The organism is Candidatus Uabimicrobium helgolandensis (assembly GCF_041508025.1).
GTDB lineage: Bacteria > Planctomycetota > Uabimicrobiia > Uabimicrobiales > Uabimicrobiaceae > Uabimicrobium > Uabimicrobium helgolandensis.
In genome coordinates, this window is record NZ_CP165719.1 from 4,567,309 (window position 1) to 4,593,676 (window position 26,368).

Here is a 26,368-nt window from a genome sequence, read left to right on the forward strand (position 1 = left end):
TTAATAATAATTATGTTTGAAAAAGGATCGCCCAAAATGGAAAAGAAATATTTAGTACTTGCATATTATAAGTATGTTCAAGTAGAAAATCCACATCATGAAGTTACAATCCACAAAAATTTTTTTAAAAACAGCGATGCTTTCGGACGTATTTATATTTCAGAAGAAGGAATTAATGGCCAAGTTAGCGCAAGTGAAGAGGTTGCAAAATCTTATATCGATTGGATGGCGGGTCGCGAAATTTTTTGCGATATAGAGTTTAAAATTCACGAACATCGAGAGCATACTCTTCATAAAATGACAATAAAATACCGCAAAGAACTTGTCGCGTTAAAGCACAAAGTTGATTTAAACAGAAATGGCGAACACGTTTCTCCTCAACAGTGGCAAAAAATGCTTGAGAGTGGAGAGTTTGTTGTTTTAGATGTACGCAATGATTATGAGTGGGAAATAGGCCATTTTGAGAATTCGGAAAAACCGGACTGTCGCTACTTTCGAGATTTTCCAGACTATGCCGATGAATTCAAAAAAAAATACCCTGAAGATGCTAAAATAATGATGTGTTGCACAGGAGGTATTCGTTGCGAAACGTTCTCTGCATTACTAAAAGAACATGGTTATAAAAAAGTATATCAGTTGGATGGCGGCATTTTAAAATACGGCCTGGAGGTGGGAACAAAGCATTGGAAAGGAAAGCTTTTTGTTTTTGATCAACGCCTATCAGTGCAGGTTGATAATAAAACAGAACTTCCAGCAATTAGTAATTGTCATGTATGTGAAAAATCTTGCGATATTTACTATAATTGTGTTGATTCTAGGTGCGACCGTCTTTTCTTGTGCTGTGATGATTGCCAACGAGAGTTGAAAGGACTTTGTTCAACGGAGTGTTTGCAGAGAGCCGAAGGTACGATTTTATAAGATTTTTCTTTATCACTATGCAGATCGATTTTTTAGCTAAGTGACCTGCCAAAAGTATTTACCCATTGGCATTTTGTTCTTTAATTTTCTAGCTTTGTTGCTCCTCAGTTACGCAGCTACGGCTGTGCGCCATCGTCGCGCCTAGCTATAAAAATAAAGACCTGCATTCAACGGGTAACTACTTTTGTCAAGTCACTTAAAATGAACTTTTCTGTGAAATCCTCTCCCTTAGGAAAGCTTACTAAGCAAGCGATGTGAAGAGATCACAAAAGATGTTAGTTGATTTTAAGAAAGCGGATGAATTACTACACCCGAGCGCAATTTGGGTTCAAACCAAGTTGATTTTGGTGGCATCACTTCTCCGGCATCGGCAATTGCCATAAGCGAATTAATATCTACAGGATAGAGATAAAAACCAACGCCATCATCATTTTTCTTTACGCCTTCTTCGAGGGCTTTTGCGCCGCGAATACCCCCGACAAAATCAATTCTTTTATCCTTACGTGGATTTCCAATACCTAAGATTGGGCTTAGTACGTATTCCTGTAAGATATACACATCTAAACTTTTTACTGGATCATTTTCTTCAACTATGCTGTTTTTGCATTCTAATTGGTACCATTTTTCTCGTAAATACATACAAAATTTGTGTTTGTGTTGTGGAACAGGATTTTGCGTTTCTGATATATTAAAAATAGTTTCCAATTTGTGCATCAGTTCTTCGCTTGATAGACCGTTGAGGTCTTTGACAATGCGATTGTATGCCAATATTTGCATTTGGTTATCAGGAAAGATAACACTTAAAAAGAAATTGTATGGCTCTGTACCGAAATGAAGAGGATTTGCTTGTTGACGTTTTTCGCGTACACGTGTGGCTGCAGCGGAGCGATGATGTCCATCGGCGACGTAGAGTTTGTCTACTTCTGAAAATTGTTGGCTTATTTTTTGTATTTTAGTATTATCGTTTACTGTCCAAAACGTATGCTTTATTCCATCATCTACGGTAAAGTCGTATGTTGGTGATGTCTGGCAAATGTCGTTTACTATTTTGTCTATAGATTCACGATTATGGTATGTTAAAAAAACAGGACCGGTGTTTGCATTTAGCGAATCAATATGTCGCGTGCGATCGATTTCTTTTTCGTTACGTGTGAATTCATGCTTTTTAATGTTATCATCTACATAATCTTGAACAGATGCTCCTGCAACAATTCCCGTTTGTATGTGTTCTCCCATTTGTTGCCTGTATATGTAAAAGCAAGATTCAGGATCTTTTATTAGTATTTTCTCATTTACTAAGTCGCGTAGGTTTTTCTTCCCAGTTTCATAGACACTGTCATCGTAGATGTCAATGTTAGAATCAAGATCAACTTCTGGTTTGATAACTTTTAAGAAACTATTCTTATTGGCAGTCACAATGTCTCTTGCTTCTTCGGAAGATATTACGTCATAAGGAACACTAGAAACGTTTGCTACCATCTCTGTTTTAGGTCGCACACCTTTGAATGGAACAATATTTACCATAAAAAATTAGCCTTTCTTCTTTAGGTCACAATTTACAGAGTCAGAAAATTTGTTTAGGACTCGCTTAATTTATATGTTGGGCTCATTTTATAAAGGATGGCCTAACAATAGCAAATGAAAATTGACGAATACGCGTTGTTTATTTTTGAAAAATAGGTAAATAACGATTGGGAAGTTGTAAAATAATAACAGATAATGCTGTTGGACAACTGTAGCCTGTGGCGTCTTCCCATGCACCACTTCCTTGTTGCACGCGCACTAATTCGTTTCTTATATTGCGATACCACCTGCTCCAATATGGTTCCCCTGCAATAAACATAGCTTGTGCAGCGTAATAATGACCGTAGTAAAAAAAATAATGGTCGGAAGAAGGATGTGGTTCATATGCTGGCGGATTTCTTAAGTAATTTAGACCTTTTTTCAGTAAGTAATCTTCATAAACTCCTGCGCCATACATCGAAGTAAGTCCTGCTGCTGTTACTGCAAATGTAATACGTGATTGACGGATAGGGAGGTCTTGGTATTTAAAACCTCCTGAAAGGCTATCTGCACTTCTGCGTATGTATCTCAACGCTTTTTGTATAGTTCCTTTGGATACTTTTAATCCGACATTACGCGCGGCTCTTAGAGCTTGAACTTGGCATACTGTAACTGACATATCAGCGTCCATGGCTATAGGCATATATCTCCAACCACCTTCTGCATTCTGGCAATCGGAGATGAGGTCTATTGATTTTTGTAGTTTTGCGCCGACAATAGGATCGTTTGTCATTCCATATACCTGAGCTAAGAATAAGGTAGCAAAAGCGTGACTGTACATGCGAGTTCCGTATTTGCTAATGTACCCTGTGTGCTCGTGTACACATCCAAGAACAAAATCGAGCCCTTTGCGCACGTTTTCTCCATAACGTCCTCTTCCTGGCAAGTTACCAGCAGACATGAATGCTAAGCACGCAAGAGAAGTAACTCCCACGTGCGGTGCATCTTTGTTATCTATTCGATAATCATAGTTGAGTTTGTATCCTACATGGTTTAGCCATGCACCTGTTTTTTCATCTTGTACCTTAGCTAAGTAATTCAAACCTCTTTCTACTGCATTTACCGTTCCAGGAGTAAGCAAATTACTAGTAAAAGTTTCTGAATAACAAAACTGAGTGGCTATGAGAACAAGTACGAAATTTAGTATTTTCATTATGCTTATTTTCCTATTATTGAAATAGTATGATTTTTTAGTAACCAAATCTCATTGTTTACTATTTGTAAACTTGCGCTATTGTGACTACGATCACCTTCATTGAGTTCATATTTTTTCAATAGTTTTCCATTACTTTTATTGAAAACAACAAACCGCGACTTACAACCGTTGAAAAAACGATTGGTTAAACACAGTACATATTTTTGAGTAAGAACAATCTCGGGGATTTCAGTGCTTTCTCCGATGGGAAATTGCCACATAAAGGTATTGGTGTCAGTATTTACACTCGAAAGTGTGTAACCGGTGGTGTTATCTTCTGTAGCAAAATAAAAGTTACTAAAATCAAAAAGAGCCTTTTGTACATAGGATCTACTATTCTTTGGTTTTTTCCATTTTTCTCCACCAGAAATCAAATCTGTTAGTGCTACATGATCTTTTGTTGCCCAAAAAACATATTGGTCATTTCCTTTTACACTCGCATGTTCTATGTTATTTGCTTCAATAGCCCATGCTTTTTTTAGAGACGGAAGTATATAGCATTCTATGGATGTTTGCCGTTTTACAACTGCTAAAAAGCTATTGTTTAGAACAACAGGATAAAAAAATAAATTTTTATGAATGCGTTTATCAGAAAATACTTTTTCTCTTTTCCCTGTTTTTACATTGATAATAAACATTTTTGCTGGGCGGACAAAACTAGCGATAAAATAATCTTTTGTAACAAGTGTTTCGGGCAACCAATCGATTGTTACTGGAGAGTCTATGGTTTGCTCCCAAAGAGTATTTCCTGTACGATAATCGCGAGCAGCAATTACGCACTTCAGGCGGTCACCGCTTACTGTATAAATTGTATCGTTCGCTGTATGCAAATTGGTTAAAGGACCAACATTTGTTTGCCAGATGATTTGTCCATTTTCTGGTTTTATAACAAAAACGGTACTATCATTCCACACAACTATCTTATCTTGAACAAATTCAACACTGCGAATTGGCCAACCTAAACTAGCTTGCCAGATAATTCTATATGTACTCGCATCATAACAATGTAATCTCATGCCTTTGGGAGTGTCTAGAGATACAAAAACTAGATTTTTGTATTTATTATTTCTGTGACCTTTTGTCGGAACAAATTCATGAGATCTGTTTGTGACTTTTAAGTAGATTTCTCTTTTGACAAAGTTTGCAAAGTTGATTTGTACAGATGGCATTGGTGTTTTATTTATACCACTGTACATTGGGTTTTGTAATCGTTTTTTTACAAAGTCTTTCACTGTGGTTGATTTTCCGTCGACCACTAATGTGTTGTTTGCAAAATTTTTGTTCATATTGTGTAAAACAGAAAAAGCAGCAATAAACTGTTGTTTTTCCTCGTAGCACTGTAATAATAGGTAGTACGCTTGGGTTAATGCTTCTTTGTCTTTTCTATATTTTTTTATGTGATTGTTTAGATGGATAATGGCACGGCCAAGAAGATTTTTATTTATGAGCTCTTTGGTGATTTTAATAGAAGCTTTTGGAGCTACGAAACTGTTGGGATACTTCTTGAAAACGCTCCAGTATGTAGCATTGTTTTTTTGGTCATACAAACTACGAGCTTTAGTATCGTAAGCTAAGTATATGTTTCTTCCTTGTGCATTAATCAGTTGTTGGATTTTTGAATAACCATAGTCACTACCAAAACGGCCATCGAAATTTTCGTTAGGGTAAAGGATAATTGTTTTTTGATATTCGTGTATTGCTTGTTCATATTGTCTCAGTTGAATGTTGTACTCTGCTGTTGTTGTGATCACGTATAAGTCAATTAAGGTCTTTTTGAAATTGATAGCAAAATATTCTTTTCCATACTTGTTTTTTAATGCATTTAGTGTTGAAAATGCTTTTTCTTTTTTAGCGTTTTTTTTGTAGTGGGCAAATAATTTTAAGTATAACGGAATTGTTATATATTTATCGTCTGTGAACTGAATGATTTTGTTATAGTATTCAAACACTTGTTTGTCATTGTGTTTTTCAAAATGTTCTGCGATTTTTCTATAAACACTTAGTAGTTTGTCGTTGATTTCTTGCATCCAGTATAATTTTTGCCGTCCTTGCTCATTTCTTGCTATTTCTCGCGCTTTTAGGTAATGCTTCTCTGCTTTTATTAAAAAATCGCGCTTATTTTCGGAGTACTGTGTATATAAATTAGCAAGCTTTATATGTAGCATGGTATCTTTTGGATTTTTCTTTATTTGCTCCTCGTACATGCCAATCATTTTTTTAAAGTCAAAATATACGCAAATGCGTGTGTCTGAAACAGTTGCAACTAAACCATTTGCGGTAACTAGATGTCCAGGAGAGCTTAATCTTGGCCATGATACTTTTTTTATTTCTTGAGATTTTAAATCGACAATGTATAAGTAGAATAAACCTGGGCAATACAATTTATTACTTATAATAGAACCAAATCCTACCACTTTATCGCGTAGTATCGAAAAATATTTTTGGGTTTTTCCAGTCGTGGCATTAATAAGTGTAATATTGTTTTGTCCTCCTATGATTAAAGAGCCATCATATATTCCGAGAACGTATTTATACTGGTAACTTCGTGGTATTCGCCATACTCTTTTTCCATTCCAAGAATTAATACAGTATAGGTAATTAGAATCGATAGGAGCTGCATAAACATATTTTCCCCAGACCATAATTGGCGTTTGATGCCAACCAATATCGCGATATATTGTATGAAAGAGTGCACGAGTTGGTTTACGAACAGGTATGCGATCATAAACTTGTACCCAAGAAATTCGTCCATTTTCTGGATCTAAACACGCGATACCACCTAAATTAGTTAGATAGTATATTTTTCCATTTGAAATAGCAAGCCTTGCTCCCACGGCCTCTCGTACAGGTCTTCCAAATAAATTGAGCTCTTGGTGAGCGGAACCAATGAGTTTACTCCACAGTGTTTTCCCCGTTTCAGGATCAAGGGCCAGAATATAACTATTAAATAGCCCTTCTATTTCTGTTGCAGCAACAATTAATTTGTTTTGCCAAGCAACAGGAGGTCCCATAAAACTTATTCTACTTTCAAATTGGTCTTTTTTTGCACTTTCTTTTACAATCCACATTACACGCCCGGTTCTTGCATCTAGTTTGACAAGCCGTCTCTCTGCAAGTATTTTGCGTATTAAGTATATTTGCCAGTACTGCTTTTCTTGCTTGGTATTGCCTTCTACATTAGCATAGACAGCACCGTCGTGGTAAGATATCGAATGAATGGTTTGTTCATGCCAGTCACTGCGAATTTTTGTGATAAGTCCTTCGTATTTCCACTTTAGTTTTAAAGAAGGAAGCTCATATGCAAAAACCGATTTGCTGTTATTAACAAAAAGCATGTTGTCAGCTATAACAGGGTAGTATTGTACTGGCCCATTTTTTTGTCTGTTTTGCTCGTTAATATAATAAGAAGAGTCTTTTTCACGAGGAGCTACTTGTAACATGACGCTTTTCGGCATTTTCAAGTTTGGGAATGCCATATTTTGCTGTTGGAAATTGCGTTGTAAATTTCCGCCTAACGTTTGCCAATTACTATTTTTTACAGTTTTTGATCCACGTGTTTTTAATTTTTTATACAGTTTCCGGGTATAAGATCCAACTGTTGTTTTATTACCACCAATTACAATAGAATCATCAAAAGCATATTTCTTTACTGTGTCCATAACATTGCGAAGGCCAAGTATGTCATTTGTTGCATAATAACAGAAAGCTAGGCGAGCGAGTATTGTTGTGTTTTGTTGTGATTCTTTGGCAATATAGTGTAGGTACATAAAAATATAACGAATAGCTTCTTGGTACTTCTCTTGTAGTATATAGTTATCGCATACTTGTATAAGAGATTTTGTGCCAATACGCGTAAACAAAAAATTATCGATGATAAATTTTTTGTCTTTTGTGTCGGCAAGTGCTTCTGCTCTAGCCGAGATCATGTTGCGATATATATCTAGAGCCTCTGGAGAAAATTGTTTTATATTCTCGCGTACAATATCTTGTACATTTCGATATAACTTCTTTCCATCTTCTACAAGAATATCTTTGTTGTTTGAAGAAACTTTGTTGTGTGCGGCCATAATTTTTTGGTATAGTTCCGCCGCTTTTTCCCAGTTTTTTTCATTTTCAGAATCTTTGGCCTGATCCAGCATTTTTTGTATTTGCTCAATGTTACCGTTAGCTGGAACAAGAAATTCTTTTTGCGCTTGTAAAAAACAAGCATTTACAACTAAGAAAATAATAATATTTTTAACATTTATTATAGGCATAAAAAATTCCTATAGAAAAGAGAAAGAGTGGTCTTCATTTTCACTGTAGTATGCTGCCTCATAACAAAATTATAGTGCAACAACGCTTATTATTCAATAAATTTCCGAGGATACGTCCTTGCTATTTAAATTACCGTTTTATTTTTTACTTCCTTAGAAAACATTGCATTTTTTTGTTGTACACGTTATTATATCCTAAAATTTTTCTACGTTGACGTAGAGTATGTTCTATATTATCTACAATATTATGAGGTATTAAAAATGCAGCTGACAGCAAGTGATATTTCTATTTCTGGATATGATTTCGCGCGAAAAATGTCGGCCAAGAAATTAGACTTAAATTGCAAAGAAGATATTTCTATTTCTGGTACAGCATCGCGAAGCGGCAGCGATATTTTTGTAAAGGCTAAGTTGCGCTGTGTGCTCATGGAAGAGTGCCACCGTTGCTTAGCCATTTTTGATCTCGAAATAGACTCAAACATAGATTTATTTTTTCAGCCGCTTAAAAAAGGTGAGCAAGTTAATTTTCAAGATTTAGATGCTGATGAGTTGGGGATTTTATATTATCGCGATAATACTATAAATTTAGAAGAAGCTATTCGCGACACAATACTTATCGAAAAACCAATTAAGGTACTATGTACAGAAAATTGTAAAGGACTATGCGTTTCGTGCGGCTTTGACTTAAATGAATCAGAGTGTAGTTGTAGTAAAGACAATAAAAAAGATAATCCATTCATGGAATTTTTAAATGACAGTAAAAAAAATTCTGATCGTAAAACCTAGTGCTCTAGGTGATATTATTCATACAATACCTATCGTAAACGCAATAAAACAAAATTATGATGCAGAAATCTCATGGGTAGTTTCGCGGCCGTTTATGAATTTACTTGAACACACACCTGTTGTAGATAAAGTTTTTGTTTTTGAACGAAAAAAATGGGGAGGAATGAGGTTTTTTCGCTACTTTGGTGAAATATTAAATTTTTTGCTAAAAATCCGCGCTGAAAAGTTTGATATTGTAATTGATTTTCAAGGACTTTTACGTAGCGGAATAATTACATTGCTTTCTGGATGCAAACACCGTGTAGGCTTTAAAAGTGCTCGTGAATTTGCATATTGGGGTTATTCCCAAAAAGTAGAAACTCCTAAAAATGTAGTCCATGCGATAGATCGCTATAAACTGATAGCAAAAACTTTAGGCGTTTGCGAAATAAAAATGTCATTTCCACTAAACAGAGATTTGGCATTAGAACAAAAATGGGACAATGTGCTTCCATCGGATTACATTGTTATTGTTCCTGGAGCACGCTGGTCTTCAAAACGTTGGCCGCCTGAGAAATTTGCTGAGCTTACAAATATTATACATCGTAAGTCAGAGTTACCTGTGGTTATTGTCGGTTCGCCAAGTGAAAAAGAAATTAGTTTACAAGTTATAAACAATGTTCAAAAGACTGATAAATGTATAAACACAACAGGAGAAACCTCTTTAATTGAGCTTGCTTATATTATAAAACGCGCAAATATTGTTGTGACTAATGATTCAGGACCTATGCATTTAGCGGCAGCTTTAAACACAAAAACTATCGCTTTATTTGGTCCAACAGACCCCGAAAGAATTCGTCCATACGGTGATGAGCATGTTGTTCTTCAGGGAGAAAGTTTGTGCCAGTGTTACTATCAAAAAACTTGCTCATTTGATTTAGAGTGCTTACGTACAATATCACCACAAAAAATAATTCCTTTGCTAGGATTATAAAATGTCAACACAAGAAAGAGCTGAAATTGTCCTGAAAACTATTGGAAATAGTAAATTAGTGGGGCATCTAGGTAAAAGTAAACTTGGTTCCGTATATGTTGTTAAACATAAAAACTTAGGTCTTTGCGTATTAAAACTCTTTAAAGATGATATTTTTGTCACAAAGAAGTTTTTAAAATCATTAAAGAGAAACATTGATGTGATAAATGAAATTTCTCACCCAAGTATTGCCAGCATATATCGCCTTTCTGAAGAACCGTTTCCCTATATGTTTAGAGAGTATGCCGATGGCACATCTCTTGAACAAGCTATTAATGAAGGTTTGCCTCCTATTGAGGCTACGTCGTGGATGGAAAAGTTAACATTGGCACTGCAAGCAACATACAATTTTGGTGTATCCCACAAGAATTTAAAACCGAGCAATATTTTTCTCAATGACGATAACTTAACTATTGTTGATTTTTGTTTGCCAGCATCTTCTTCGTATTACTTGTCTCCAGAACACTGTAAGGGAAAACGTTGTGGACACAAAAGTGACATGTATAGTCTAGGAATTATGTTTTATCAAGCTCTTACTGGAAGTGTTCCTTTTCGCGGAAAATTTCGCAAAGTTAAAAAACAACATATAGAAAAAACTTGTCCTCCCATCCCTGGTATTCCCACTGAAATAGACCTTATTTTAAGTCGCACACTTGCAAAAGATAAAAATGAACGTTATGAAACATTGTTGGATCTTTTAAATGATTTGCGCAAAGCGCGAAAAATATTTACCGATAATCACGATTTAGTAAAGAAAAATATTACCTTTGCCATGCAGCAAATGACACCCGACGATGACAAAGATGACAAAGATGACAAGGACGATAATCATATATCTATTACTATTGAGAATGAAGAAGAGCAAGATGATTATCTTGAAGACGTAGAAAATTTTGATATTGGTACAAGTTCTAGAAAGTCTGTTTCTACTCTACAAGATTTTAAAATGATAGAACTTGAAGAACAAGAAGAATTCTTAGCTGGTAAAAAACCTTCTTGTGCTGATAGGGAGTTGCCTGATATTATTTGTAAAGCTCTGGAATGGATTACTGACACACGCCAAATACTTGAAAATGGCAAGTCTCTGGAAAAATTTACTTTACATTTTGATCGAAACTATTGGGATGTTGTTGAAAATTATTTGCAAAAAATTATTCGCAGAGAATGTTGGCTTATTGAAAATACTAACGATCCACAAGTTTTACAATTGGTTGTGGATCTAGAAAAAGCTAAAGTTTTTCGTTACTATAATTATTTTGATGATCAAATCAACAACGCTTTGCAAAAGCTTCCTAAATATTCAACAGTACACAAAACATTTTTTACTCAAATTACCGATTCTGTTGAGAGTAAACATAGTAAATCTCAATCTCGAACATCACTGTTTAGCATACTTGATACGATTATATCTCTCAAAGATGATGAAGAAAATAATGAAGAGGAAAGTGGCGATACTGGTGGTGGCGAAGAAGTAAAACTTGTCGAAGATGATAACTGGTTAGAGGTTGATGAAAAAGCGGGTGAGAATATTCGCAAGTTATCGCAGAAAAAGCCGCAGTTAGATGAAATATCTATCGAAACTTCTATTGAAGTAGTGGTAAATTTCAATAGCCGTTATCAAACGGCCGCTTGGCTTAAGTTGATACGCGAAAACAGTCTTGAACAAGGTAAACATTTTCAACTTAATAAAAAAATAAGTGAAAAACTTAAACGTTGCTTTGTCATTAATCTTTTGGCTTTACAAGAGTACCACAAACACCAGGAAGGAATTTCAAATGTAAAGGATTTTTTTCAGGGTGATTACCACATTGAACGACTTGACCATGGTGGAATGGCAACTGTACTCAAATTGATCACTAAAAATGAAATCACTATTATTTTTCTGAGACCTGAGAATCAATGGGCGCGAGATTACTTCGGAGAACATCTACGTATACGTAAAACTAAAGATGGCAAAGAAGGGGTTTATGCCGAAATGCCAAAAGGGCACGTGGCTGTTGTAAAAGTTGCTTTTGAAGGGCGAGAAGAGGCCCTTATTTATGAATCGAGATTACTATCCAAGTTAGCAGAAGAAAAGAATATTCGTCAATATATTATAGGGATGATTCAAGAAGGTAGTTTCTTAGCGTCTTCGGCGGCAGACTCCAACAGTAATCAAGAACGCGTAGGTTATTACTTAATGATGGAGTATGCTGCTCAAGGAAATATTGAACAATTTAGTAAACGTTTTCCTCATGGCAAATTATCCGCTGCTGTGGCTTTTAATGTTCTCTACGCTATGATACTGACTTTACAATTTTTGAAAAATCGCGGTATTATACATCGCGATATTAAGCCTCAAAATATTTTAATGTCGGAAAAAATGGTACCTAAACTTGGTGATTTTGGTCTAGCAATTACTGTTGATGAAGCTGGGTCAAAGTTAAACGAAGAACGCCGACGATTGCTAAAGCTTGTTGATAAAGAATTTTTACACATAAGTACTGAAAAAGAGCAATGCGAATCTCGTTTACAAAAAATACAAGAGAAGATAAAAAATTTATCGTATCCTGAAGACTTTAAGACTTTTGAAAATTTATCTGAGCAGATCACAGAACTTAAATCAAATTTACGCAAGCTAGTTCAGCAAGAACTGCAAAGAGCTGATAACTTAAAACAACGTTATCGCCCAATGACAGCAGAAGAAATTGCTGTAAAAGGTGAATTTGCTGGCTCAATGATTTACGCGGCCCCAGAACAGTTTTCCCCATCAAAATTACTCACTTGTAATTGTGATGTGTATCAACTTGCTGCTGTTACTTATACTATGTTGACAGGAAAACCACCTGTTCGCGGTAAAAATATTTCAGCTATTATGAGCCAAATTATCTTGTCGCAAAAGCCTAAGGTTGCTGATGAAATAAAAAATATTCCAGTAATTGATGCTGTTAGCGATTTGATTTACGATATGATGAATAACGATTCTGAAAAAAGAATTTCTATTGATGAAGTGCGTAAACAATTAGAAAAAATTATTTTAAAGCACTTTGCCGAATTACAACAACTTCCATACTATGGAACCCCAAAAGATTTATCAAAAGAAGAACAAGAAGAGTGGCAAGAAAAAGTATCTTACGCGCAAAATGCACATAAACAATCGCTCATTTATATCAAAGAATGGCAAGAAAAAATTATTGAAGATATGGTTCTCCTTGAAAAACAAAAGAATGAGACAGAAGAAATCGAAATAATACAAATTTGGTGGGATGATGATGATATCCCTAATCACTTTCGTTTTCGCTGTCCTAAATGTAGCAAAAACTTAAAATTACCAGTTACTGTGGTTGGCAAAAAAATTCGTTGTCCTCATTGCCAGTCTAAACTAATCGCAAAGCGCTTTCGTCGAGAATAGAATATGAAACAACCATCAGGCTCTAGTGCCATGTTTAATATTTTTTACTCTATGATACCTCTACTGGGGTTTTGGCTCATAGAGAAATACTATGGATTGCAAGCTGGTATTATTGCTGCTATTGTCTTGTCTTTTATAGAAGTAGCTTGGGTTTACTATCGCGAAAAACGTTTGGAACCGTTTGCGGTTTGGAGTGCCGTTTTAATTGTTTTGATGGGAGTTATCAGTTGGATTACAGAGAGCGCTACTCTCATTCTATTGAAACCGGCTATTTTTGAAGGAATTTTTGCCGTCATATTTTTATTCTCTTCCTTTATTGGAAAACCGTTTATGGAAATTATGGCGCAAAAACAACTTAAGGGACAAAATATAACTGCTTTTCATAGCATGTATTTTAAGGGATTAAATTTTCGCATAGGTGTATTTTTCCTTATACACACTATTTTGACGGTGTACGCTGCTCTCTACCTTAGTAAAGATGCCTGGTTTTTCGTAAAAGGTATACTCTTTTACATGATGTTCTTCGTATTTTTCGCTTTTGAATTTGTATATTCACGTTTGAAGGCTAAACGTTATCGTGAAAAAATGGAAGGTCAATATGCTTTTTTGCAGTATCAACAAGATATGGTAAAGCAAATACGTGAAGGAAAACATAATGAGTAATTACAGGAAACAATTACACAATACTTTGCGTTTTAGTCGATTGAGGTATATTTTCCAATGTTTTGTGAGTGATATGAGTGATGTGATTATTGCAATGGGAACTGCGACTATCATGATCTCTCTTGGGTTGTATTACGCCGATCATTTTGATATTGTGAAGCTTTCTACTCCACGGACTGCAGTAGTTTTTTTTGGATTGATGGTCGTGATTACTTCTCTAACATACGCGGTATGGCAAACTATATTTCATATGCCAACTATGCAGGAAATTGTAGACAAAATAGATAAGCAAGCGGGTATGGAGGAGCAATTACTGTACAGTTATGACTTTTTGCAAGACGATCAGGACGTAGTACTTAAATATGTGGCGCGTAAGGTTTGTTCTGAAAAAAATAAATGGCAAAAATATCCGCGAGTGGCGACGGGAAAAAATCTAATAAAGTCACTAGTACTCGTTGGAGTATGGGGTATCTTGTTCTTTACTTTATTTTCTCCTGGATTAAATTCTATTTTGTTACCAAAAATAGCGCATCATAAAAAACAGGTTGTTCAAAATGATACTGATAAAAAGAAGCAACAACCAAAGAAAAAACAACAATCAAAGAAGAAGCAGCAGCCAAAGAAGAAGCAACAAAAAAAACAGGAGCAAAAAAAACAGCAACAATCAAATAATAAAAAGCAAAGAAAACAACCATCTCCAACAAAACAACCTAATAACAAACAAGCTAAAAAACAATCTCAGAAAAAACTAAAGAATCCAAAGTCAAAAAATAAAAATAAACAACCTCAAGGAGGTAAAGGTACCGGAAACAAAAAAGACAAGAAGAAAGTAGCAAATCTTCCAAAGGCAAAGCCTAAAAAAGAAAAGGTTTCTTCTTTGTTTTCCGACGGAAAAGATGTTGATTTCCGGGCCAATGTGGGAACAGAAAAAGGTGCATCTGATATTGAAATGTTCCATCGGAATTTTAAACAACTACCTATATATTTTCAAAAACAGTTTCTATCTCCAGAAGATAAAATGGCAATCAAACGTTATTTTAACATGATTAGACCATCAAGAAACTTGAAGAACAACTAAAGGATAACTAATGTCATTTTCCTTCAAACATAAAAACGTATTTCTTAAAAAAGGTAAAGCAAAACCATTTTGGTACCAACACCCTTGGGTTTTTTCTGGAGCAGTTAAAAATGTAAAAGGAAAGCCCGAAAATGGTGATATCGTTGAAGTCTTTGATCATGAACGACGTTTTATAGCAAAAGGTTTTTTTAACGATAAATCGCAAATTATGGTTCGGCTTCTTACTTGGGACTTACACGAAAGATTAGATTATAAATTTTTTGAACGTCAAATAACAAAAGCAATTCACTTACGTGATAATGTATTGGCATTGTCTTCAAAAACAAATGCTTATCGCCTTATACATAGCGAGGCTGATGGTTTACCAGGGTTAACGGTAGATCGCTATGAAAATATTTTATGTGTGCAGCTTACATCTTTCGGTATAGATAGACGGCGCGAAATGATTTTTGAGATACTACAACGAGTTACTAAGGTACCTACCATAATAGAAAGATACAGTGCTGGTGTACGCAGACTCGAAGGTTTACCAGAATTAGATTATAGTGTGACTGGAGAAACTCCGCCTGAAAAAATAACAATTCATGAATATGGAATAAATTTTCAACTTAGTTTGTCACGAGGACAAAAAACAGGTTTTTATATAGACCAAAGAGAAAATCGAATGTTGGCATCTAAGTTTAGTTACAATAAACGCGTGTTAGATGCATGTTGTTATAGCGGAGCTTTTGGGATTTACATGTCCAAAAAAGGAAAAGCAAAAGAAGTTGTTTTTTTGGATACATCTAAATTTGCACTTGAATTAGCACAAACTAATGTTGAATTAAATAATTGTAAGAATAGCACTTTTCTTCATAGAGATGTATTTCGTGATTTAGAAAAGATGCACAAAGATGGTGAACAATTTGATGTTATTGTGCTTGACCCTCCAAAAGTAATTACATCGAAAAATAGTTTGCAAACAGGATTAATGGCTTTAAAGTCTATTAACTCTACTGCGATGAAAATGCTGACAGATCACGGTATTCTTATTACTTGTGATTGTTCAGGAATGATCTCTATGCCAAAATTTATGCAAACTATAAATGCTTCTGCTATGGAAGCTGAGTGCGAAGTAAAGATTATTGATAGTCGTTCTGCGGGAAATGATCACCCTCAAAATCCTGCCTGTCCTGAAAATACCTATTTGAAAACTCTATTTGTTTCTGTTACCAAAAAGCCTGCTAAGGATGTGGTAAAAAAGAGTCTACCTGGTAACACAAACCGCTAATTTTGTATTAGTACTAGTAACAAATATCTAATTTTAGGGCGCGCCCGCATTCAAGAAATATGGATGTGGTCACGCCCTAGTTTTTTGTTGTGATAATTCTTTATTGAGAGATATCTATGAATATAGTGCACAGACCAAGAAGATTACGCAATAACCGTGTTCTTCGGCAAATGACTTGCGAAACTCATTTGCAAGTGAGTAATTTTATTACTCCTATGTTTATCGTTGATGGTGAGAATAAGAAAAACCCAATTTGTTCTATGCCTGGTATTTATCAATTTTCTTTAGATCGTTTAAGTGAAGAAATAGAAGAAATGATGGCGTTAGGATTAGAACAAATTATTTTGTTTGGTATACCACAAGATAAAGATGAAGTAGGTTCAGACTCTATATGCGATTCAGGCATTATCCAAAGGAGTATTCGTTTTCTCAAGAAAAAGTACCCAGAACTTTATATAATAACTGACGTATGCATGTGTGAATATACCGATCACGGGCATTGTGGTATTATTGATAATCAAAGTGTAGATAATGACGCAACGCTTGAGTATTTACAAAAGCAAGTTATTAGTCATGCAAAAGCAGGTGCTGATATGGTTGCACCTTCAGGAATGATGGATTACATGGTTGGGTCTATTAGGCAAGCGCTTGATGATAATAATTTTACTTCGATTCCTATTATGAGTTACAGTGTTAAATATGCTTCTAGTTTTTACGGTCCTTTTCGCGATGCTGCGGAGTCACCACCTCAATTTGGTGACCGCAAGAGTTATCAAATGGACTATGCAAATCGCCGCGAAGCAATCAAGGAAGCGCAACTAGATATCGCTGAGGGTGCGGACATTATTATGGTAAAACCAGCGTTATCATATTTGGATATTATTCGCGAAATTAAGTCAACAACTCATATTCCTGTTGCCTGTTACAATGTGAGTGGTGAGTATAGTATGATCAAAGCTGCACATGAAAAAGGCTGGGTAGATGGTGAAGCGCTAATGATGGAAACTTTAACATCAATGAAAAGAGCAGGGGCTGATATTATATTGACTTATTTTGCCAAAGAAGCGGCAAAAATTTTGCGAGAGAAGGAATAGTTGTGTCAGATTCTATTATCTTGGAGCTTTCTGATATTACTATAGAAATACTTTACGCGGCCGATTTACCTAATGTGATAGAACTAGAACGGCAAACTGTTGGAGCACAAAGTACAGAGCAGTATCATATGCTCACAAGAGAAGAACATTATGAGCTTATAGACCAAGGAGTGTATATAGGGGCAAAATATCAGCAAAAAATAATTGCTTTTAGTAGTATGAGATTTCATGCAGCAGAAGAACTATTTTGTGGTATTCATATAAATGAACCTTTTGTAAGCTTTGTAAATACTCTTGTTCATGCTAAATTCAGGGGAAAAGGATTACAGTTTTTATTGCAAAAGCAGCGTGAGAAATTGGCACAACAAAAGGGTTATCAAATAATAATGGCCACAGTTTCTCCTGAAAATCAACATTCATTGCGAAATGTTGAGAAATTTGGATTTTCTATTGTAGAAACACGCGATTTGTCTAAGGGAAAACGTCATATTGTGTGTAAAAAATTGGAGATAGAGTTAGATGCTACATGAACTAGGTAAAAAACTGTGCACACTTGCTGAAAAATATATGCCAGAGCCTTTTACTTTGGCAACGATAGTTACTTTTTTTACCTACATTTTGGCTACCACGTTTACGCCATCATCTACAATCGATGTTATAGAGTATTGGTACAAAGACTTTTGGAGTTTTTTGCCGTTTTCCATGCAAATGTGCATTATTCTTGTAAGTGGATATGCACTTTCTACGACAAATATTGTAAAACAAATGATTTGTAGAATAGCTTGTTGGCCAAACAATACAGTACAAGCGACATTTCTTATTAGTTTTACCTCTATATTTTTTGCTCTGATAAATTGGGGGTTGGCACTGATTATAGGCGCTTTTTTAGCAAGGCAAGTTGCTATAGAAGGACGTCGCAAGAATATATCTCTTCACTATCCTCTTCTAGGTGCTGCTGGTTATATGGGATTAGCAGCTTGGCATGGTGGTTTGTCGGGTTCTGCGCCTCTTCTTATTGCTACACAGGGACATTTTTTAGAAAAAAGCGTAGGTGTTATTCCTATAAACGAAACTTTGTTTACGCCACTTAATATTGTTAGTTCTATTATTTTACTTTTAGGTGTGCCTCTCGTACTCGCAGCTCTTGCACCACGCGAAGAAAAAGATATTGTTGAGTATAGTGGAGAAATAGAAGAGCAAACAGAAGAGCAAACTGAGAGTAATTATTCTATTTGGGGAATGCTCGTTGGTATTGTCGGATGTATTTATATTACTTATCATTTATGGATACAACAAAAGAGTTTTGATCTTAATTCTTTAAATTTTATTTTTATTTTTGTGGGGATTTTTCTACATCGCAATTTAGATAATTATTTTAATGCTATTCGTAGTGGTGTGAGTGCTTGTGCTGGTATTATACTGTTGTTTCCCTTTTATGCTGGGATTAAAGGAATTATGGTTCACTCTGGACTAGTTGAGCTTATCACAAATGGGGTTGTGAGTGTTGCAAGTGCTACAACTCTTCCTATATATATCTTTATAAGTGCGGGTGTTATTAATTTTTTTGTTCCTTCAGGTGGCGGACAGTGGATTGTACAAGGGGATATAATTGTAAAAAGTTCTCAACAGTTAGGTGCTTCAATAAATAAAACTACGTTAGCTTTTTGTTATGGAGATCAGTGGACAAATCTCCTGCAACCATTTTGGGCATTAGCGTTACTTGAAATTACCGGACTTAGAGCAAAAGACATTATGGGTTACTGTTTGGCGATTATGCTTATTGGCATACCCGTATTTATCATGCTTTTGTATATGTTTCATTAAGGAGAAAAGCTTAGCAATGTCTATCGATGAGTGGCTAATCCAGCAAGTTGTTTCTTGTAATTTGATTAGTTCAGAACAGTTACAAGACGTACAAAAAATAAAAGATGAAACAAATAGTTCTTATGAACAAATTCTTATTAATAGTGGTTTTATGTTGGCGCAGCAATTACAACAAATGAAAAGTCAATATGATGTTCATATGGAAAATACTGCGAATGAACAAGCCCTTAAACAAACAATGGTAAGTAATGTACCAGTTCAAAGTAAATACCGTACGATAAGAAAGTTAGGGGAAGGAAACTTTGGAGAGGTTTTTCTGATTTACGACAACTATTGGAAGCGTAACCTCGCTTTAAAAGTTTTGAAGTCCAATTTAAATGATGAAGTTTCTATCAAGCGATTTCAGCGCGAGGCGCGTTCAATTGCAAAATTGCATTATCCAGGCGTTGTAAAAGTGTATGATATGGGAGAGCAAAATGGTAAATATTATTACACTATGGATTACATAGAGGGACAATCTTTAGATGAATATTTAAAGCAAGAAGGACGTCTTTCTTCTAAACGCGCTGCACGTATTATTCGCGACATTGCAAAAGTCGTTGAACATGCTCATGATAGAGACGTGATACATCGCGATATAAAACCAGAGAATGTAATGATTGGGAAAGATGGGAAAACATACGTTACTGATTTTGGTTTGGCAAAAGGTTTGTATAACGATAGCAAGATTTCTCAGAATGGCAATATTCTCGGAACACCTTCCTATATGTCTCCAGAACAAGCACAGGGAAAAAAAAATCAAATAGACAAACGTTCTGATATTTATGGTATTGGTGCAACTCTTTATGAACTTATGACCGGAAGAGTTCCTTTTGCAGGAAAAAATACGCCGGTTGTGTTATACAATATTGTACATAAGTATCCTCGTTCTCCGCGATCTATTCACGGCAGTATACCTGAAAACATAGAGCGCATTTGTTTGAAGTGTCTTGAAAAAGACAAGAACAAACGTTATGAAAGCATAAAGCTTTTTTTAGAAGACATTGATAAATTTTTGGAAGCCAAGACTCTAAGGATATCGAAAAGTGTAACGTCTCCGAAAAAGATGAATTACAATATACTTGCGACTGTTTGTGGAGTAATTATCGCCTTGATTTTTGCACTTACTTATAGTGACACAAGGACTTCTTCAAAACGAACACACCATTCTTCCGTAGATCAAAAAAAAGTACCTCAAAAAACATTACAACAAGTTATGTGGGAGGACTATAGGCGCGCTAAATCAAACCCTGCTTTCCAGGCAGTGGTTTTAAAAACAATTCAGCAACGTTTTCCTGAAGATTTGCTAAAGACACAAATGCTACTTAAAAAAACGAAACTTAGCAAATTTGTGAGAGAAAAATTAGTAGACGCTACATTTTTTGATGGTTATTACTACGGAGCTTTTCATACTAAAATGTTTTGGACAAAAGCAAATATGGAATGCAAAAGCATGAAGGGGAGTTTAGTTACAATTGAAAATGTAGAAACTCAAAAGTTTATGATGAGTTACATTCAACACCTTAGGCAAAATGTTTGTGATTGCTGGGGACGTTGTTGGTTAGGTTTGTATCGCAATAAAGATAGTTGGCAATGGGTTACAAAAAAGCCTTTGAAATATACACATTGGATGCAAGGTGAGCCAAATAATAGTAATGGCTTTGAGGATTATGTTGAAATATTAGGTGGTAATGTATGGAACGATAGCACTGACCAGAATCCACGCAGTTTTATTTGTCAGTGGTTTGCAATTAGAAAGAAATAACATTATGCTATCTTTGAATAAAAATAGCATCGTTGGATGTCTGTTAGGAACGGCTGTTGGTGATGCATTGGGCTTGCCGTGGGAAGGTCTCTCAGCTAATCGCCAACGCGCTTTTATTTCTAATATAAAAAAGCATCATTTTTTTTGTGGTAAGGGGATGTGCTCTGATGATACCGAGCACACTGTTCTTGTTACCCAAGCTCTTATTACTGCGCAAGATGATGTCGATATTTTTCGCCGAGATCTTGCGCGCCGTTTGCGATGGTGGTTGTTGGGATTACCTGCTGGAATTGGTTTTGCTACATTGCGTGGTATCTTAAAATTATGGATAGGCTTTTCGCCGAAAACCAGTGGTGTCTTTTCAGCAGGTAACGGCCCAGCCATGCGTAGCGCCATTCTTGGATTAGTGTATGGTGAGGATTTGCGTAAACTGCACCAGTTTGTTGCGGCATGTACACAAATGACTCACCAAGACCCTAAAGCAGAACTTGGAGCACTTGCTGTAGCAGTGGCAGCACACTTATCAGCAACAAATCAGGCTAGGCCTCAGAAATTTTTTGAAACCATTTCTTTCATTACAAAAGAACAGTATTCTGAGGAAGATTATGGTCCTTTTCTAGAATTGCTACAAATAACCTTACGTTTTTTAGAAGATAAATCTTTACAAGAATTGTTAGATCACCTTAATTTACAACAAGGGATAAGTGGTTATATCTATCACACTCTACCGATTGTTATTTTTATTTGGCTTAAATACCCTAACAACTATCGAAAAGCAGTTGTTGAAATCATTCGTTGTGGAGGAGATACAGATACAGGTGCAGCTATTGTTGGTGGAATCATTGGTTGTGCTGTTGGTAAAGAAGGTATTCCCGAAGAGTGGTATAGTTCTATTATTGAATGGCCGCGCACTACGAAATGGTTAGAGACTTTAGCACAAAACTTATGTGATTACACCCCTACTAAAGCGAATGTTTTACTATTGCTAATACGAAATATATTTTTTCTATTTATCGCTCTTGTCCACGGTTTTCGACGTATATTCCCTCCATATAAATAACGGAGCTACACATGGTTTTATTAAATGAGCGGTATCAACTCAATAAAGAACTTGGGCGAGGAGGTATGGGGGCTGTATATCAAGGAGTAGATACACATACTAATAGTTTGGTTGCGGTGAAAGAATGTATTGTCAAAGGTAATAATCCCAATATTCTCAAGAGAATTCATCGCGAATATTACTTTATGAAAAATATCAAACATCCAAACGTAATTCGCGGTTTAGATTTTTTTCAGGTCAATGATAAATACTTTATTGTAATGGAATATGTTCCAGGAATTACTTTAGAAGACTTTATTGTCAAATTTCCAAGAGTTATAGATTTTGACAAGCAGTTGCAAATTGCCCAACAGATATGTAGTGCTCTTACCGTTTTACACGATAAAGGAGTTATTCACCGTGATATTAAGCCAGAAAATATTATTTTAACAAGTAAAGATTTTGTTCCTAAACTTATTGATTTAGGAATTGCAAAATCAATGAGTAGTGAACTTTTACAAATAACAAAGACGCAAAGTCTGATCGGTACACCCCAGTACATGAGTCCTGAACAAATAGATCCTGATTTAGAGGTAGGTGAAAATAGTGATGTATTTTCTTTGGGAATTGTACTGTATCAATTTTTCTTATGGTCACCATCTTCACCGTTTGCCACAGGAAGAATGATAGCAACAATGAAAAACGTGCAAAAGCTAGAACTTCCACCGTTATTTGCCGATGTAGATGATCCTAAACTAAAGTATTTTTCGCAAGTAATACAGCTTGCGACGCATAAAGAACAAACAAAACGTTTAGACAAAATGAAAACGTTCTTGGATTTACTCTCTAGTCGTAATTTTGAATTGCGTCCTTCTCTCCCCAAAACCCAAAGGATAAGAGTTTCTACTCAAAAATACCGACGAAGTTTAGCGGAAAGATCTCAAAAAGATGCGCGGCATGTAAAGAAAAAATGGCTACTGATTGCTTGCTCAATCTTGCTGTTTTCAGTGATATTTACATTTGTTTTACGTAAATCTTTTAAGGAAGATGCTAAAGCACAAGCGAATTTCTATTTTGAGCAGGCTAATACTTTATTTGAACAGAGAAAGTTTAGCAAAGCAATAGAAATGTACTCGAAAGCGGTTTCTCTCAACCCTAGTGATGGGCTAACATATATGAATCGTGGCGTTTGCTATCGACAACAAGGTGATTATGATTTAGCACTAAAAGATTATTTACAAGCTATTTCTCTTAATTTCCAAACGAGTGCTATATTTAATAATGTTAGCGCACTCTATAATACACAAAAAAAATATGATCTCGCGTTAAAATACAGTAATTTAGCTGTATCTAAAGATCCTACAAATTTTAAAGCATACAATAATCGCGGTAGCGTATATTATTTTTTAGGAAAATATGACTTGGCTCTTTCTGACTATGACAAAGTAATTTCGTTAAAGCCAAAGCAAGCGCATATATATGTGAACAAAGGTAATATATATAATGATAAAGGAGAATATGATCTTGCATTTGTAGAATATAAAAAAGCAGTCATTATTGATCCTAAATATGCCAAGGCCCATGTTGGTATAGGAAATCTATATTTACGGAAAAGTCAGTATTTTCTCGCATTGCAAAGTTACGAAGAAGCAGAGAAGTCTGCACCATGGGAGGCTTCTATTTACGAATACCGAGGGTTATTATATTCGGAACGAAAAGAATACGGTTTAGCAATAAAAGAATATAATCGATCTCTAGAACTAGATTCCAAGAATTATGATGTCTATCTTGATAGGGCTTTAGCATATAGATACATTAAGAAATACAAACAAGCTTTACAAGATTACAATTACGTATTAAAACTAGATAAAAAAAATCGTCGAGGGTATAAGTATCGTGGGATTGTATATGTTGAGCTAAAAGATTATCGCAAGGCACTTGATGATTTTGAAAAAGCTTTGGCTTTAGGAAGCAAAGATCCCAATCTTAAAAAATGGATTGCGCAAATAAAACAGGTTTTGAAGTAGCTTCTACAAAGATTCGCTAAAAAACCATGGTATTTGTAATGAACGCGGTGCAAAAACTAAGTGAATTACACGGCGGTGTTTATGGGAAGATGATCGATTAGAACTATGAAGTAAAAGCGGTTTCATTAGTAGTATTTCTCCACGCAGCATTGTACAAACGTGTTTGTTCTTTTTTTGTACGATATTTGAAATGCCTTTGTCACTTATAATTCCTTGACTATGGGTTTGCGGAATGACTTGCAGTGGTCCATTGTCAATATTGTTGTCGTCTAAGTGAATTCGCATGACAATTAACTGTTCTAGTATTTCAGGTGGTAGATTTTTATGTGGAACATTTGTTACTATTTTGTCTGCTCCATGATGCGGCATAACAATGTCTTGATGAAAAGGTACGCGAAAATTAGCTTCAGTGATTTTATCGAATAGCAAACTATGGATTATTACACTTCCTCTACAAATATTTTTTATGATTGTATCACTTAAAATATCTTTGATTGGCGAAGAAATTTGAATTAAATTGCGTATAGCGTAGAGTTTATTCTTACGATAGCGTATGCTTTTTGGGTATGAGTGATTTGGTTTTATTTGCTCTATGCACTCCAATAGAGAATCTATTTTTGAGCTGCTAATTTTTTGTTGTGCTTTGAAAAATCCTTGGCTTTTGAGCAATTGTCCAAATCCTAAAATAACGCCCTTACCTGTATTACAGATAAGGACGATTTGTTTAGCAAAATACGTTTATTTTTACCACTCACTTACATTATTGTAGTAAATAGGTTTGTAGCTAGACATTGATGAAAAAGAACGTGTGCGTTTTGAAACTGCCCAATCGATTCCCGAAGCTTCAATTACATTCACTGTTCCACTTGGATTATTTTCAATAACGAGAACAATGTGGCTTCCACGTTTGTTTAATGCATCGCCTTTTTTCAACTTAGAAACAGAGCTTAATTGAGTTGAAACTTGTCCAATAGTGCTTGTTCCGTATTTTTTGCTTGTTCCCCACGCTCGCGAAACAAATCCAGAACAATCCACACCTACACAATAATTATCTCCCCACGAAACTGACTTGGTGTAATTACTACCAGCGTATTTTCCTTGAGAAGCTTTTTGCTTAAATACCGAAACGCTTGTGAATCCACCCCATTTATAAGGAATTTTGTAATGCGATCCTGAAGTAACCCAAGATGGAGTGCGAATTTTAGATCCATCTGGTAAAGTTTTTAGACCTGTTTTATTCTTAGAGCTACAACTCCAGTATACACCAAGAAACGCTTCTGCATTCCATATGATTTGGCTGCGAGAAATACGTCTTGTCGATTCTTCAACAACTTCATTTGAGTTTACTTCTTCTAGCTGTTGTAAGTGATCATTGTAATGGTGGGTGTAGTCGTAAGGCCAGCTATTAACTCCATCTTTTTCAGTGCTAAGTGCAACAATATCGATACCTTTTGGAGTTAGCATCATTTTGTATAATTGGCTGCCGAATTGTTTGCAATCATTGTAACTGAAATTGTTGTGAATGCTTGGTATTGTAGTTGTAGCGATTTCACTACGGTTGGTTATGTCCAAACATAATATTTTCTGAGAAACTTGTATTGGACTGTTAGAAACAAGTATTTCTAAACGAACAAATACTTTATTGTTTTTGATACCAATAGGTACAATGGATCCAAGTTCTTCTTCAGTAGGAACATCAAAAGTTATTTCCATATCGCCTTTATTGACAATAACTTTACCCATGTGGTCAGCGACTTTCTCTGTATACACATAAGTATTTTTGGCAAATTGCCAACCTTTGATTGTTGTTCCGTCTTTTGCAGGGTTGAGCGTTGAGCCATTAGCTAAGTGTAGTACCGGTAAACCATCTACTAAATGAACACCAGAAATGACATCTTTGCCAATTTTGTGAGACGACAGTTTTCGTTCATTGACAATGTGTAATTTATTATCCGTTGTGACAACAAAAACAATTTTTCCTTGAACTGCAATATCTATAGCAAAAGCTGGTATTGCAGTACTATTTAGTAGTTTTTTCTGAGAAATAGAATAGTGAAGAATGCGCTGCTCTAAACTATTTAACAAGTATAGGTTGTCTCCAGAAATATAGAAATTGTCTATGCCTGTTGCTATATCTGATCCATTATTAATCGCGATTTCTCCACGATCATAAGTTGTTGAAAATACTTTTTCTATTGAAAAATCTGCATTTAAAGCTACTAAAAATAGCATACAGAAAAGTAAATTCTTCATTCTAACCTCCGTAAAGTTAGGGACATACCCTAAAAGTGTAGAAATAACAAAACTCTTTTACTCTAAAATAATTATACCATACTGGTATTATTATTACTAGGTCTCTTCGCAGCTAAAGTTTTGTTTCTCTTACTCCACATGTATATACAGCGCTGCATTTGTTTTGTTAAGTCAGTAGTTAGGCGCTGCTCTGAG

Annotated in this window: 18 protein-coding genes; 13 read left to right on the top strand and 5 right to left on the bottom strand. The window is 35.3% G+C overall.

What is annotated here, in order from left to right; all coding sequences use genetic code 11:
• Positions 1–36: 36 nt before the first annotated feature.
• Entirely contained in the window at positions 37–918 is an 882-nt protein-coding gene (locus tag UABHE_RS16745; RefSeq protein WP_372371473.1) for a rhodanese-related sulfurtransferase, read from the top strand.
• Between the two features lie 285 nt (positions 919–1,203).
• Here the strand turns inward: UABHE_RS16745 and UABHE_RS16750 are convergent, their stop codons facing one another.
• The 3 genes from UABHE_RS16750 to UABHE_RS16760 all read right to left on the bottom strand — a co-directional run bounded on the left by UABHE_RS16750 (position 1,204) and on the right by UABHE_RS16760 (position 7,932).
• Entirely contained in the window at positions 1,204–2,442 is a 1,239-nt protein-coding gene (locus UABHE_RS16750; RefSeq protein WP_372371474.1) for a DUF1015 domain-containing protein, read from the bottom strand.
• Positions 2,443–2,581: 139 nt separating this feature from the next.
• Positions 2,582–3,634: a prenyltransferase/squalene oxidase repeat-containing protein gene (locus UABHE_RS16755; protein ID WP_372371475.1), complete on the bottom strand. Its 1,053-nt coding sequence runs from the start codon at positions 3,632–3,634 to the stop codon at positions 2,582–2,584.
• 5 nt (positions 3,635–3,639) lie between these two features.
• Entirely contained in the window at positions 3,640–7,932 is a 4,293-nt protein-coding gene (locus tag UABHE_RS16760) for a PQQ-binding-like beta-propeller repeat protein (protein WP_372371476.1), read from the bottom strand.
• A 261-nt stretch (positions 7,933–8,193) separates the two neighbouring features.
• Here UABHE_RS16760 and UABHE_RS16765 point away from each other — a divergent pair, with 261 nt between their 5' ends.
• The 12 genes from UABHE_RS16765 to UABHE_RS16820 all read left to right on the top strand — a co-directional run bounded on the left by UABHE_RS16765 (position 8,194) and on the right by UABHE_RS16820 (position 23,920).
• On the top strand, positions 8,194–8,718 hold the full coding sequence (locus UABHE_RS16765) for a DUF177 domain-containing protein (protein WP_372371477.1): 525 nt from the start codon (positions 8,194–8,196) through the stop codon (positions 8,716–8,718).
• Positions 8,684–9,691, top strand: a complete 1,008-nt coding sequence (waaC, locus tag UABHE_RS16770; RefSeq protein WP_372371478.1) for a lipopolysaccharide heptosyltransferase I — start codon at positions 8,684–8,686, stop codon at positions 9,689–9,691. Before UABHE_RS16765 ends, waaC begins: the two co-directional genes overlap by 35 nt.
• Before the next feature lies 1 nt (position 9,692).
• Positions 9,693–13,121 carry a protein kinase gene (locus UABHE_RS16775; protein WP_372371479.1) on the top strand — a complete coding sequence of 1,143 codons (3,429 nt, stop codon included), beginning with the start codon at positions 9,693–9,695 and terminating at the stop codon, positions 13,119–13,121.
• A 3-nt stretch (positions 13,122–13,124) separates the two neighbouring features.
• Complete coding sequence (locus UABHE_RS16780; RefSeq protein ID WP_372371480.1) at positions 13,125–13,784, top strand: inner membrane-spanning protein YciB; 660 nt, start codon at positions 13,125–13,127, stop codon at positions 13,782–13,784.
• The gene (locus UABHE_RS16785) at positions 13,777–14,862 is read left to right on the top strand and encodes a hypothetical protein (protein ID WP_372371481.1); all 1,086 of its coding nucleotides are present in this window, start codon (positions 13,777–13,779) and stop codon (positions 14,860–14,862) included. Before UABHE_RS16780 ends, UABHE_RS16785 begins: the two co-directional genes overlap by 8 nt.
• A 10-nt stretch (positions 14,863–14,872) precedes the next feature.
• On the top strand, positions 14,873–16,132 hold the full coding sequence (locus tag UABHE_RS16790; RefSeq protein ID WP_372371482.1) for a class I SAM-dependent rRNA methyltransferase: 1,260 nt from the start codon (positions 14,873–14,875) through the stop codon (positions 16,130–16,132).
• A 116-nt stretch (positions 16,133–16,248) separates the two neighbouring features.
• Positions 16,249–17,226 carry a porphobilinogen synthase gene (hemB, locus tag UABHE_RS16795; protein WP_372371483.1) on the top strand — a complete coding sequence of 326 codons (978 nt, stop codon included), beginning with the start codon at positions 16,249–16,251 and terminating at the stop codon, positions 17,224–17,226.
• Positions 17,227–17,228: 2 nt separating this feature from the next.
• The gene (locus UABHE_RS16800; RefSeq protein ID WP_372371484.1) at positions 17,229–17,756 is read left to right on the top strand and encodes a GNAT family N-acetyltransferase; all 528 of its coding nucleotides are present in this window, start codon (positions 17,229–17,231) and stop codon (positions 17,754–17,756) included.
• Positions 17,746–19,050, top strand: coding sequence for a short-chain fatty acid transporter (locus tag UABHE_RS16805; protein ID WP_372371485.1), 1,305 nt, complete (start codon positions 17,746–17,748; stop codon positions 19,048–19,050). Before UABHE_RS16800 ends, UABHE_RS16805 begins: the two co-directional genes overlap by 11 nt.
• A 16-nt stretch (positions 19,051–19,066) precedes the next feature.
• A complete protein-coding gene (locus UABHE_RS16810; RefSeq protein ID WP_372371486.1) occupies positions 19,067–20,854 on the top strand; it encodes a protein kinase in 1,788 nt (595 codons plus the stop codon).
• 4 nt (positions 20,855–20,858) lie between these two features.
• Positions 20,859–21,914 carry an ADP-ribosylglycohydrolase family protein gene (locus UABHE_RS16815; RefSeq protein ID WP_372371487.1) on the top strand — a complete coding sequence of 352 codons (1,056 nt, stop codon included), beginning with the start codon at positions 20,859–20,861 and terminating at the stop codon, positions 21,912–21,914.
• Between the two features lie 11 nt (positions 21,915–21,925).
• Positions 21,926–23,920 (top strand): tetratricopeptide repeat protein, encoded by a 1,995-nt coding sequence (locus UABHE_RS16820; RefSeq protein ID WP_372371488.1) that lies wholly within the window; start codon positions 21,926–21,928, stop codon positions 23,918–23,920.
• Between the two features lie 3 nt (positions 23,921–23,923).
• On the opposite strand, the gene UABHE_RS16825 is transcribed toward UABHE_RS16820, so the two are convergent.
• Positions 23,924–24,589 carry a phytanoyl-CoA dioxygenase family protein gene (locus tag UABHE_RS16825; RefSeq protein ID WP_372371489.1) on the bottom strand — a complete coding sequence of 222 codons (666 nt, stop codon included), beginning with the start codon at positions 24,587–24,589 and terminating at the stop codon, positions 23,924–23,926.
• Between the two features lie 75 nt (positions 24,590–24,664).
• Complete coding sequence (locus UABHE_RS16830) at positions 24,665–26,173, bottom strand: hypothetical protein (protein WP_372371490.1); 1,509 nt, start codon at positions 26,171–26,173, stop codon at positions 24,665–24,667.
• Positions 26,174–26,368 lie beyond the last annotated feature (195 nt).